We start from the raw sequence: 13,119 nt of genomic DNA, 5'->3' as shown, positions 1-13,119 counted from the left end.
TTTTTTGTCGTTTTCTGCGTTTCCGCATCAGCGACGGTTATTAATATATCATGCAGTATATACAGGGTCAATACTTTTTACAAAAAAATTTCACATCCCGTTAAAAACTTAAAAATCGCTGTAAAAATCATTATAGCACCCATTCATTCTTCATGGCTCCTCTCCTATCCATTTCATATCTTATCTCTTTATCAATTTACACGAGAGTGAAAATTCTAAATTTTATGTTATATTATTATTATAGGAGTGTGGTGAGAATGAGCATTAAGTATTCAAACAAAATCAATAAAATCCGGACCTTTGCATTAAGTTTAGTATTTATCGGCCTCTTCATTGCATACTTAGGTGTCTTTTTCCGCGAAAACATTATTATCATGACAACTTTTATGATGGTTGGCTTTTTAGCTGTTATCGCTAGCACTGTCGTTTACTTTTGGATTGGTATGTTATCTACTAAGACTATCCAAATTATTTGTCCCAGCTGTGATAAGCCAACAAAAATGCTCGGCCGTGTCGATGCATGTATGCACTGCAATCAACCTTTAACACTAGATCGAGATCTAGAAGGAAAAGAATTTGATGAAAAGTATAATAAGAAGAGTTATAAATCATAAGTATCAAGGGAAATACGAGTTTGCAACACTACAAACGTTTCAACTCATTAAAAAGTTGATTTCTTAAGAAATCAACTTTTTAATTGTTTTATTAAATTTATTACACCTATTTTTTCGAAATAACAGTAAACATCCCTGTCATGTTAGGCGAATAATCTTTAAAATCATATTTTTCGTAGAATGACGTTTTCCCTTGCGACGCAAACAAACCAATGAATGCTTTATCTGGAGCATTCTGATTTAAGTATTCTACTAAAGTATTCATTATTTTCTTTCCAATACCATTCTTTTGATACTCTGGATGAACCACTATATCTTGAATATAGAAATAGATAGCCCCATCACCAACAATTCTGCCCATGCCGATGATTTGATTATTATCCTTGACTGTTATACAGTAAATCGAATTTTGAAGTGATATTTCCACCACCTCAAAGTTCATATAATTAGTCCATCCCACAGAATCACATAAATATTTATATTCTTCCAATGTTGGAATGTCACTTTTAATCTCATATTTCTTCAAAATGTCCCCTCCAAGAATTCATTTCCACCAATACAAAGTAAATTCGACAAACTTTTATCTAACCCTTCTTACTAACTTAGCACTGTAAATCCCGATTAACCTCACGCTAATCCTTATATAATAAAGAAAGAGGCTGACGTATAGCCGTCAGCCTCTTTCTTTATTATATATTACGCCTTATGACACTCTGGACAAACGCCATAAATTTCTAAGCGATGACTATTGATAACGAAGCCTGTCGTTTTCGCAGCTTCCTCTTCCAGCTTTTCCAAGCCTCCATAAGGAAAATCAACAATCTTACCACATTTTTCGCAAATCACATGATAATGTTGACTTGTAACATAATCAAATCTACTTGAAGCGTCTCCATAAGTTAATTCCTTTACAAGTCCAACCTCTTTAAACACACGTAAGTTATTATAGACAGTTGCAACACTCATATTTGGAAACTTACCTTCTAATGCTTTATAAATATCATCCGCTGTTGGGTGCGTCATTGATTCCACAAGGTACTCTAAAATAGCATGACGCTGTGGAGTAATGCGTACACCCGTATTTTTCAGCATTTCTAGCGCTTCTTTTAATTCTTCTTTGACCACCGTCATGCACCCCGATTCTATACGGATTATTATTTTATAATTCTTATAAAGAGTGTACTCCTTTTCTTATAAATCGTCAATATTTCTACTATAAGTATGTGGTTTATTTTTATATTCAGGACTTGTTTTTATGTATCTTTCCCTTTTTCTTCATATATTAAATAGAAAAAAGTGCGACATAATCGCACTTGGAATACTATCATCTGAGGAGGTATGCCCTACACTTCCACTTTATGTAAGGCAGTAAAATATGTATAGACACTTGCCTTGTTTCTGCATATTTTATCTCCAACGTAGATTTATTTTATATAAGAAAGAACATCCTCAATATGTCCTTTCACTTTCACTTTACGCCACTCTTTTACAAGTTCACCGTCTTTATTAATAAGGAATGTAGAACGCTCGATTCCCATATACTCTTTCCCAAAGTTCTTTTTTAACTTCCAAACATCGTATAACTCTGCTACTTTATGATCTTCATCTACTAAAAGTGTAAATGGCAATTCATGTTTCTCAATGAATTTCAAATGTCTATTCGCTGAATCAGGACTTACTCCAAGAATAACCGTATCCTTCTCTTGAAATACTCCATACGCATCACGAAAATCGCATGCTTCAGTTGTACATCCTGGCGTCATATCTTTCGGGTAAAAATAGAGAACTACATTTTTACCGCGGAAATCAGCTAGGCTAACTTCTTCTCCGTTACTTCCCTCTAATGTGAATTCTGATGCCATTTCTCCTACTGTAATCATTGCTATCACTCCTACTCTTTTCCTTTACTATAACAAATGCTTCCTTATTTTTCATTGTCTATTACAGACCTCATCACAAAAGCAAAAGGGAGTGTATATCCAATTAGCGCTTCTGCAATTGCAATCCATCGCCCAATTCCAATCGGAGATATGTCACCATATCCAACAGACAATAAAGTAACTGCGCTAAAATATAAACAAACTTCAACGAGTTGAAAAGAATGAGCGTTCAAACTTTCTCCGTCCTCTTTCAAAACTGCGAAACCCATTTCCTCTAATACAACGTAACTTAATCCAAACGCGATCAGTACTGTTGTATAGATCAAAAATAATGTGGCCAAATTATACAGCGAAAAAAAACGCGTTGAATCTGAATAGGAACTCCATAATAATTGGACACTTTTCAAAATAGCGATTGCTGCAATTAATAGAATAAATCCCCATAACATGTCCTCCACCTCATTTTATATGTATGAGGTGGAGGACTGATTTATCCCTTAGAAACGAACAAGCTTCTATAATTAATTACCCGCGCCACGGTATCTTTTTACTCCTTGGTTCCAGAGGTTGATTGCAATTGTAAAACAGATAACACCAACAAGTGGCGTCGCGAATGCATAACTATTCCATTCTGTTTTTCTTAAAAAGTACGCTGCTGGATATACTCCAACAAACGCGAACGGTAAAACAAACGTTAAAATGAAACGAATTACACGATTATAAATATTAACAGGATAGCGCCCGTAATTACCTATGTTATACATAAGGGGCATAATTGAACTTTTCGCATCCGACCAAAAACCAAGGCTCGCAAGCGTAACAAATATCCCTCCATATACAAGTGCTCCTCCTCCTACCATCAATATAAATAAGAAGAAATCATACCAGTAAAAAGATAATTGTAACTCCACAGCTGCATATCCCATTACAACAATCCCTGTAATGGCTCCAATTAAAGATTCAAGTTCCATTCTTTCTAATATAATTTGAAATAGGCTATGGATCGGTCGCGTTAATACACGATCCATCTCCCCTTTAATAATGTATCGATCATTAAAATCCCATATATTAAAGAAAGCTGAAAAGATGGCAAATGGTACTAAAAAGAAACCATAAATAAAGATTACCTCTTCTCGACTCCATCCCTTCAATGCTTGTGTATGCCCAAATACAACGAGAATAAATATTAAATTAACTGCTTGAAGCGATAAATCAGAAAGTAAACCAACGATAAAATCGCCTCGATACTCCAATTTCGTTTTTATATATTGACTTGCATATTGTAAAAATAAGTTTATATATAGCATCTCATCATCCCCCTTGTACAATTAGACGTTTTCTCGCCGTTCTCCACATGAGTACAATTGGAATAATAAGTACAATTGCCCAAATCACTTGAAATACTAAAGCCTCATACAACTTACTCCCCTGTATACCTTCAGAAAAAATCATACTTGGAATATAACTAATAGCCTGAAACGGTAAAAACATCATTGCTTTTTGGGCCCATAACGGATAAAAACTAATTGGTAATAATAGACCTGAAAATAAATCAATAACAACGCGTTTTGCATACATAATTCCACTATTATTAAATAGGAAAAACGTAAGCATTCCCGTCATTAAATTAATTTGTGTATTAATAATAAAACTAAATATTAAAGATAAGAAGAAATATAACCACGTTTGAAAATTCGTTGTAATTTGCAATGAAAATAATAGCGTAACGATAACCATGCCCGGGATGGAAAAGAATGCAAAACGGAATATCCCCTCGCCAAGACCTTGCATAACTTTCATACCTAAATAGTTGTAAGGACGAATTAATTCTACAGCCACACGGCCTTCTTGAATTTCCATCGCAATTTCTCTATCTATATTATTAAAATAAAACGCACGTGCCATCCACGCGATTGCGATATACGTAGTCATTTGCGAAATAGATAAACTTTCAATATTCTCTTTTCCGCTATAAATTGCTTGCCACAAAAAATAATATGCGCCGATATTAATTGTATAAATTAAAATCCCGCTATAATAGTTTGTGCGATACGCAAGCATCATTAAAAAGCGAATTCGAATCATTTCAATATACTTACCCATGCGTAATACCTTCTTCATAAATGTTACGAATAATTTCCTCTGTAGACACTTCGTTAATTTTTAAATCTTTAATTTGAAATGCTTGTACTACTTTAGAAATAAGCATCGAAATAACAACTTCTTCATTCGGAATTTTTGCAACCCATGCGTTTTCCTCTTTCGCTTTCGACCAAACAACATGATTATCTGGCATAACCATTGATAAAGCCTGATAGGAAACTGGTGCAACAAACTGAAAGTGTATTTCCTTCTCTGCTCCCCACTGCGTACGAAGATTATTTAAAGAACCGTCATACATAATATTTCCTTCATCCAGCATGATAACACGCTCACATAAAGCTTCAATATCCGTAATATCATGCGTAGTTAATAAAATTGTTGTTTTATAACGTTCATTCATTTCTTTTAAAAATTCACGTATTTTCAATTTCACAAGTACATCTAACCCAATTGTTGGCTCATCTAAAAATAATAACGGTGGATTATGAATTAAGGCTGCTGCTAATTCACAACGCATTCTTTGACCAAGAGATAATTTTCGAACTGGTTTATCTAATAAAGGCCCTATATCTAACGTTTCAATTACGTGCTCCATATGCTCCTTATACTGAGCGTCTGATACACCATACACTTTCTTTAATAAACGAAACGATTCTTGGACTGCAATATCCCACCAAAGTTGCGAGCGCTGTCCAAAGACAACACCAATTGTTCTTACAAATTCTTCTCTTTGTTTATGTGGATTCATTCCATTTACTGTGATTTGCCCTGATGTCGGAGTCAAAATCCCCGTAAGCATTTTAATTGTTGTTGATTTACCAGCACCGTTCTCACCGATATAACCAACCATTTCACCTTGCTTTACAGTAAAAGATACATCATTTACTGCTGGTACTATTTTATAATTACGATTTAATAAATCGCGAAATGCACCCTTTAAGCCCGGACGACTTGAATAGGCTGTAAACTCTTTACGTAACCCTTGTACCTCAATTACCGATTTCATAATCGGACCCCCCTCCTAAATGTCACAACGAATAGTTTACCCAACTGCCTTCGCTATCACAAACAATACGTCTTTTCGAAAAACATGTTAGAATAATACATAGATTTTTGTAAGGAGATGAATTGTAGTGAAATTCACAAAGTCAGAAGAATTACATAAAGAAGCTTTAGAGCATATCGTTGGCGGTGTTAACAGTCCTTCTCGTTCTTTTAAAGCAGTTGGCGGCGGCGCTCCTGTTGCTATGGAACGCGGGAAAGGCGCTTATTTCTGGGATGTAGACGGAAATAAATATATCGATTATTTAGCAGCATACGGTCCTATTATTACCGGACATGCTCATCCGCATATAACAAAAGCGATTACAACAGCTGCTGAAAATGGGGTACTTTATGGAACACCAACAGCGCTAGAGGTAAAATTCGCAAAAATGTTAAAAGAAGCAATGCCTGCATTAGATAAAGTCCGTTTTGTAAACTCTGGTACCGAAGCAGTGATGACAACGATTCGTGTTGCTCGTGCTTATACAGGTCGCACAAAAATCATGAAATTTGCTGGTTGTTACCACGGCCATTCTGATTTAGTACTTGTGGCAGCTGGATCTGGTCCTTCTACTTTAGGAACTCCTGACTCAGCTGGCGTACCACAAAGTATCGCACAAGAAGTTATTACCGTTCCATTTAATAATGTAGAAACTTTAAAAGAGGCGTTAGATAAATGGGGTCATGAAGTAGCAGCTATCCTTGTAGAACCGATTGTTGGAAACTTCGGTATTGTAGAGCCTAAACCAGGATTCCTTGAAAAAGTGAATGAACTTGTTCACGAAGCTGGCGCACTAGTAATTTACGATGAAGTTATTACTGCTTTCCGCTTTATGTACGGTGGTGCTCAAGACTTACTTGGTGTGACACCTGACTTAACAGCGCTTGGTAAAGTTATTGGCGGCGGTTTACCGATCGGTGCTTACGGTGGTAAGAAAGAAATTATGGAACAAGTTGCTCCGCTTGGACCTGCATACCAAGCTGGTACAATGGCAGGAAACCCTGCTTCTATGGCATCAGGTATCGCTTGTCTAGAAGTGCTTCAACAAGAAGGACTTTATGAGAAATTAGATGAACTTGGTGCAATGCTTGAAAAAGGAATTTTAGAGCAAGCAACGAAACATAATATCGACATTACATTAAACCGTCTAAAAGGAGCTTTAACTGTATACTTCACAACAAATACAATTGAAGATTACGATGCCGCACAAGATACAGACGGTGAAATGTTCGGTAAATTCTTCAAGCTTATGCTTCAAGAAGGAGTTAACTTAGCACCTTCTAAATACGAGGCATGGTTCTTAACGACAGAACATACAAAAGAAGATATTGAATATACAATCGAAGCTGTCGGCAGAGCATTTGCTGCCCTAGCAGACAATAAATAATCCCGTCATTAAAAGGAAAAAAGAAAGCTCACCTTTCTTTTTTCCTTTTTTCTATTTCATAAATCCCGTATTAATAGTATAATTATTCATAATTATCTGTTTTATATTCTTTTACAGCATTACTATCTCTGTGTACAAGGTGATTTGCACCTTAAATAGTAAGATTATTCTAACTTTTACAAGAGGGGGGATTGACGGATGCTCAATACAAAAAATACATGGACACCGTCTTTATTTCGAGATTATAGAAATGCAGAACACGATGCGTGTGGAATCGTTTCCGTTATGGAGAAACGAAAAATTGCTACAAAAGAAAACATTGACCTTTGTATTCAATCACTCGTCAAAATGAATCATAGAGCTGGTTTCATTAATGGTGAGGGCGATGGCATCGGCATTCACATTGATGTACCAAAAGCGCTTTGGAATGAAAAACTAAAAAGTAGCGGATATAATCCAACGATTGTGGATCATCCCCACTTTATCGTTGGACATTTTTTTCTAAATAAAAAAGAAAACATTACTATCTTAAAAGATTATATTCGTACGCAATTAAACAACAAAAAATTTACAATCATTTTCGAAAGTGATGATGTAACAAACTCCGATGCACTCGGTCCACTTGGTAAACAAGAAGAACCTTTATTTTGGCAAGTTGCCCTTATCGCAGAAAACGAAATTACAAATATTGAGCAAACATTATTTTCTGTCACAATAAAAATAGAGGAAAACGAAGCAATTCATGTTGCTTCATTAAGTCGTGATCATGTTGTATATAAAGTTCTAGGTGCTGGTGATACACTTGTTGCCTACTATAATGATTTACAACATCCACTTATCGCTTCAACTATGACATTAGGACATAACCGCTACTCTACTAATACATTATCTAATTTTTTTCGTGTACAACCATTTAGCATTCTCGGACATAATGGTGAAATTAACACAATCGCAAAATTACGCGATCAAGCTGAAATGATTGATGTACCACTTACTGCTGGGGGCAGTGACTCTCAAGATTTAAACCGCACCTTAGAAACTCTACTTGTTCAATACGACTACAGTTTATTTGAAGCAATGGAAATATTGTTCCCTCCAATTATTAATGAAATTAAACTTTATGAAACACCTTTACAAGATTTATATACGTATATACGTGAAGCATGGGGACATTTTGCACAAGGACCAGCTGGCATCATTTCCCGTTTTAAAGATGAAGCTGTTTTCAGTGTTGATTCCCTTGGATTACGCCCAGTATGGAAAGTAGAGACAGAGAGCTCTTATATTTTCTCTTCTGAACCTGGAGTTGTATCACCAACTAAATATGTAGCAGAACCAAAACCACTCGCCCCTGGAGAAAAGGTTGGATTAAAATGGAATGAACAAGATGAACTTGTTCTTTATGAATATGACAAATATCAAATCCAAGTATATAACCGTTTTAAAAAGCGAATTGATACTACCAATTACCATTTAAATTTATCTATCCCTGAAACGAAAAAAATCCAAGGGCTATGTGATTCTGTTCAAGTTGAAACGAAACAATACGTCGCTTTCGGATGGGACCGAGAACATATTCAGCTCCTTGAACAGATGGCAACAAAAGGCGTTGAGCCAATACGCTCACTTGGGCATGACTCACCACTTGCCGCACTCGATACTGATAGACGAAATATCGCTGACTTTATTAAAGAAAGTGTAGCTGTTGTTACAAACCCTGCAATTGACCGTGACCGTGAAATTGAACACTTCTCTACACGTACTGTACTTGGAGAGCGTCCAAGTTTATTAAGCGGCGCAAAACGGCCATTTGTAGTTGAAATGCTTTCACCAATTATTTTAGAAGGCAGCGTGGCACAACCTATTGCAGAGGAATTACACACAATTACGTATGAACAACTCATAGAGCTATTTATGACTCATAACTCTATCGCCACAATCTCTGCTACATTCAGCTCGTCAGAAACCCTGCAATGTGCATTAAGCCGCATTAGTTCTGAAGCGATAGCTGCTGTTAACAATGGTGCTTCTCTACTAGTATTAGATGACGCAAAAGCTCATCTAAATGAACGCTTGTGGATTGATCCACATTTAGTTACCGCTAAAGTACATCAAGCATTAAGTGAAAATAAATTACGCCGCAATTGTTCTCTCGTTATACGTTCTGGTGCCCTTCGCTCCTTACATGACATTGTAACGCTATATGGATTAGGAGCAGATAGTATTAATCCATATTTATTATTCGCGACTGTAAATGATGGAACAAAAATACCAATTACGAATCTGTATAATGCGCTTAATAAAGGACTAGAAAAAGTCATTTCAACAATTGGAATTCATGAGTTACGTGGTTACGGACGTCTCTATTCATCTATTGGGTTACATGAGGAAATTGCAAATATATTACAAATTACAAATTTCTTCGGTTCAAATGATTTAGCTTTTTCACTTGAATCACTTACTGAAGATGCAAAAATACGAGCAGAGGATTATAACAATCCTAAAATTAGAATGCGAAAATCATTTCATATATTCCCGCGAATTTGGAAAGCAATTGGCGATGTTGCAAAAGGAAATTCTTATGATGATTACCGCGACAAGTTAAGTGAACTAGAAGAGAATAACCCAATCGCAATCAGACATCTTGTTCAAACGAAACAAACAAAACATGTCGTTCCAACTGAAGAGGTATCTATCGGCATTCAAAATCATAATTTACCATTTATTATTAGTTCTATGTCATTTGGTTCTCAAAACGAAATCGCCTTTCGTGCATATGCAGAAGCTGCCGATCAGCTAAATATGATTAGCTTGAACGGTGAAGGCGGCGAAATTAAAGATATGATTGGGAAATACCCACATACACGTGGACAACAAGTGGCATCTGGACGATTTGGAGTAAATGCCGAACTACTAAACTCATCAAACTTAATTGAAATCAAGATCGGTCAAGGCGCAAAGCCTGGGGAAGGTGGACATTTACCTGGTTCAAAAGTGACAGCCAAAATAGCTGAAGCACGTAATGCGACAATCGGCTCAGATTTAATTTCACCTTCTAATAACCATGATATTTATTCAATTGAAGATTTAGCTCAAATGATTACAGAAATTAAAACAGCTAATCAACTTGCCAAAGTAGCCGTGAAAGTCCCTGTCGTTCCTAATATCGGAACAATTGCTGTCGGTATAGCCAAAGCTGGTGCTGATTTTATTAACATTAGCGGATTCGATGGCGGAACAGGCGCTGCACGTATTCACGCATTGCAGCATGTAGGTCTCCCTGTAGAAATTGGTGTTAAAGCCGCTCACAACGCTTTATTAGAAGCAAGTATGAGACATAAAGTAGAGATTTGGGCAGATGGTGGTATTCGAAGTGTAAATGATGCCTTGAAAATCATGCTCCTCGGAGCAAACCGTATTGGATTTGGCACACTATCAATGATTGCAATCGGCTGTACTACTTGCCGTGGGTGCCATCTAGATACTTGCCATGTTGGAATTGCGACACAAATCGAGTCTGAAGCACAAGCAAAAGAACACGGATTACGCCGCTTCGTTCCGCGCGAATTAGAAAGCGCAGTTGCCGGCCTGTTAAATTTATTCACCTCTTTCGGTGTAGAACTACAACGATTAACAGGACAGCTTGGATATACAAATTTACAAGCAATTGTTGGGCGTTCTGATTTATTAGAGCAAGTTCGAGGCAAAAATTTATTAAACTTATGTAATTTACTACAAATACTAGAACATCCATCTGTTACAACAACAGAAGACGTGCCGGAAAAACAATTTAAAACCGTTCATTCCGCTGACTCAAAAGAATTAGTAGGCGTTGGTGTAGAGCAACGCGTTATGGGTGGTCTAGAATCATGTTATCGCGTTCGCAGTAAACTATATGAAGCTACTCAACTTGAACCACTTACATTAAAGTATACGAATGGTTCTATTCCCGGAAATGGGTTAGGTGCTTACAATAGTGAAAATTTATTTATACACGTAAATGGCGGCGCACAAGATGGCATTGGTAAAACTTCCTTTGGTGGTGGGATTTATATAACGAAATCAAAAGGAAAAGATGGAGTATATTATAACGGTTCTGTCGGAAAAGGATTTGGATATGGCGCACAAAAAGGGGCACTATACGTACAAGGGAACGCTGATGCTCGCGCTGGCATTCGCCTTTCTGGGGCAGACATGATAATTGGAGGTAGAATAACAAAACCACTCCGTGAAAAAGAGCACGGGAATATAGGGGCATACTCCAATATTAAAGGGTTTGCTTTTGAATATATGACAAATGGGCGAGCGCTTGTTTTAGGTGACCCTGGTCCATGGATTTGCGCCGGCATGACTGGCGGTGTTGTTTATTTACGTCATGATTCAAACTTAGGCTTAACAGAACAAGCCTTAAAAAGAAGAATCGCAAAAGGGGCAAATGTTACATTACAACCAATTAGTAAAAACGGTTTGAAAGATGTAACTGAATTATTGTTAGACTATATTCGTGTACTAAACGAGCATGAGCAATATGAGGAAGTTGCTTTGTTAACCCCGTTATTAGATGATATACAGAACCAGTTTTTTGAAATTATCCCGAAAAAAGAACAGGCAGATCCATCTATCTCAACAGAGTAACATGAGTAATTTTCATTATTAAGAAAAAATTGACGAAGTACACTTCTCATAGTAATCTATAGTAACAATTTGAGACCTGCTGAAATTCAGCAGGTCTTTTTACTAAAAACTGATGTTTAAAAGAAATTAGGAAAAATTATAAAGTGAAACTTTAATTAGCCTACAGCAATTGAGCGTTTACCGGCATCCAGCTACTGAATTTAGAGGTGGGAATCTTACTGTTCACAATTAGCGCGATAAAATGAATACTAATTTCTTTTAACGTCACTAAAATATCACTTGCTAACATATTGTAATGAATGTATAGTATCATGTTGTACATTCATTATGACAAGAGAAAGGATCTTATTAAGGGTATGAAACTTGGTGCTCGCATTTTAAAAACGGGTATTGCCATCACGTTAGCTTTATTTGCTTGTATTTTACTTCAATTACCGAGTCCGGTATTTGCGGGAATTTCAGCTATCTTTGCTGTTCAACCGTCTGTATACCGTTCTTATTTAACCGCACTTGAACAAATTCAAGCAAATGTAATCGGTGCGATATTTGCTATCGCATTTGCTACTGCTTTTGGACATAATCCTTTTATTATTGGATTAACATGTATATTAGTAATTGCTCTTACACTGCAATTACGATTAGAAAACACAATATCAATTGCCTTAGTAACAGTTATCGCCATTATGGAGTATCAAGGCGAAGATTTCTTTAGTTTTGCCTTACTTCGCTTTGCGACGATTATGATTGGTATTATTGCGGCTTCACTTGTAAATTTAGTATTTATGCCGCCGAAATATGAAACAAAACTTTATCATCGTATCGTTGATAATACAGAAGAAATTGTAAAATGGATTCGAATGAATAGCAGGCAAGCTTCTGATTTTACAACGCTAAAAACTGATATTGATCGTATGAAAGAAAAAATGATCAAATTAAACCATTACTATTTGCTGTATAAAGAAGAAAGAAGCTACACGAAAAAAGTAAAGTTCGCAAAAATTCGTAAGCTCGTTTTATTCAGACAAATGTTAGCGACAACAAGCCGTGCTTTAAGTACGTTAAAATCATTACACCGTACTGAAAACGAACTGCGTTACATGCCAGAAGAGTTTCAGGAATCTATCCAAAACGAACTTGACTCATTAACGCATTATCATGAACAAGTTTTATTAAAATTTATTGGTAAAGCAAAAAAACAACAATCTGTTGAGATGCTTGATGAAGTTGAAACAGGTAAACAAGAATTAATTGATATCTTTATGGAATATCAAAATAAGGACGATGAAGAAGCATATAAAACATGGCTACATCTCTTCCCTCTTATTTCTTCCATTATTAACTATAGTGAAGAAGTAGAGCATTTAGATTTACTTGTAGATAGCTTCTACACATACCATAAACCAGAAAAAGAACTCCAAATCGATGATAAAAAAGAAGACGAATAAAAAAACAGCT

The 13,119-nt window shown here is 36.1% G+C and carries 11 protein-coding genes; 4 read left to right on the top strand and 7 right to left on the bottom strand.

Going from position 1 to position 13,119, the window contains the following annotated elements; genetic code table 11:
* Positions 1–257 precede the first annotated feature (257 nt).
* Positions 258–614, top strand: a complete 357-nt coding sequence (locus IBT51_RS18880; RefSeq protein WP_000025058.1) for a YgzB family protein — start codon at positions 258–260, stop codon at positions 612–614.
* Between the two features lie 106 nt (positions 615–720).
* Here the strand turns inward: IBT51_RS18880 and IBT51_RS18875 are convergent, their stop codons facing one another.
* The 7 genes from IBT51_RS18875 to IBT51_RS18845 all read right to left on the bottom strand — a co-directional run bounded on the left by IBT51_RS18875 (position 721) and on the right by IBT51_RS18845 (position 5,603).
* On the bottom strand, positions 721–1,140 hold the full coding sequence (locus IBT51_RS18875; protein WP_000759744.1) for a GNAT family N-acetyltransferase: 420 nt from the start codon (positions 1,138–1,140) through the stop codon (positions 721–723).
* A gap of 170 nt (positions 1,141–1,310) precedes the next feature.
* A complete protein-coding gene (gene perR / locus IBT51_RS18870; protein WP_000237829.1) occupies positions 1,311–1,739 on the bottom strand; it encodes a peroxide-responsive transcriptional repressor PerR in 429 nt (142 codons plus the stop codon).
* A gap of 299 nt (positions 1,740–2,038) precedes the next feature.
* A complete protein-coding gene (gene bcp, locus IBT51_RS18865; protein ID WP_200458712.1) occupies positions 2,039–2,494 on the bottom strand; it encodes a thioredoxin-dependent thiol peroxidase in 456 nt (151 codons plus the stop codon).
* 44 nt (positions 2,495–2,538) lie between these two features.
* Positions 2,539–2,943: a potassium channel family protein gene (locus tag IBT51_RS18860; protein ID WP_000964343.1), complete on the bottom strand. Its 405-nt coding sequence runs from the start codon at positions 2,941–2,943 to the stop codon at positions 2,539–2,541.
* Positions 2,944–3,015: 72 nt separating this feature from the next.
* Positions 3,016–3,801: an ABC transporter permease gene (locus IBT51_RS18855; protein ID WP_000965774.1), complete on the bottom strand. Its 786-nt coding sequence runs from the start codon at positions 3,799–3,801 to the stop codon at positions 3,016–3,018.
* 4 nt (positions 3,802–3,805) lie between these two features.
* Positions 3,806–4,597: an ABC transporter permease gene (locus IBT51_RS18850; protein ID WP_000521519.1), complete on the bottom strand. Its 792-nt coding sequence runs from the start codon at positions 4,595–4,597 to the stop codon at positions 3,806–3,808.
* Entirely contained in the window at positions 4,590–5,603 is a 1,014-nt protein-coding gene (locus IBT51_RS18845; RefSeq protein ID WP_089170375.1) for an ABC transporter ATP-binding protein, read from the bottom strand. The genes IBT51_RS18850 and IBT51_RS18845 overlap by 8 nt, the downstream gene beginning before the upstream one ends.
* Positions 5,604–5,730: 127 nt before the next feature.
* On the opposite strand from IBT51_RS18845, the gene hemL reads away from it, so the two are divergent.
* The 3 genes from hemL (at position 5,731) to IBT51_RS18830 (ending at position 13,109) form a co-directional block, all read left to right on the top strand.
* Positions 5,731–7,029 (top strand): glutamate-1-semialdehyde-2,1-aminomutase, encoded by a 1,299-nt coding sequence (gene hemL / locus IBT51_RS18840; protein WP_053565316.1) that lies wholly within the window; start codon positions 5,731–5,733, stop codon positions 7,027–7,029.
* 198 nt (positions 7,030–7,227) lie between these two features.
* A complete protein-coding gene (locus IBT51_RS18835) occupies positions 7,228–11,664 on the top strand; it encodes a glutamate synthase-related protein (protein ID WP_200458713.1) in 4,437 nt (1,478 codons plus the stop codon).
* Between the two features lie 356 nt (positions 11,665–12,020).
* Positions 12,021–13,109 carry an aromatic acid exporter family protein gene (locus tag IBT51_RS18830; RefSeq protein WP_000765787.1) on the top strand — a complete coding sequence of 363 codons (1,089 nt, stop codon included), beginning with the start codon at positions 12,021–12,023 and terminating at the stop codon, positions 13,107–13,109.
* The last annotated feature ends 10 nt before the right edge of the window (positions 13,110–13,119 follow it).

The organism is Bacillus sp. S71, assembly GCF_016625265.1.
Classification (GTDB): domain Bacteria; phylum Bacillota; class Bacilli; order Bacillales; family Bacillaceae_G; genus Bacillus_A; species Bacillus_A cereus.
The sequence above is the reverse complement of the archived record's forward strand: the minus strand, read 5'-3'. Positions and strand labels throughout refer to the sequence as shown.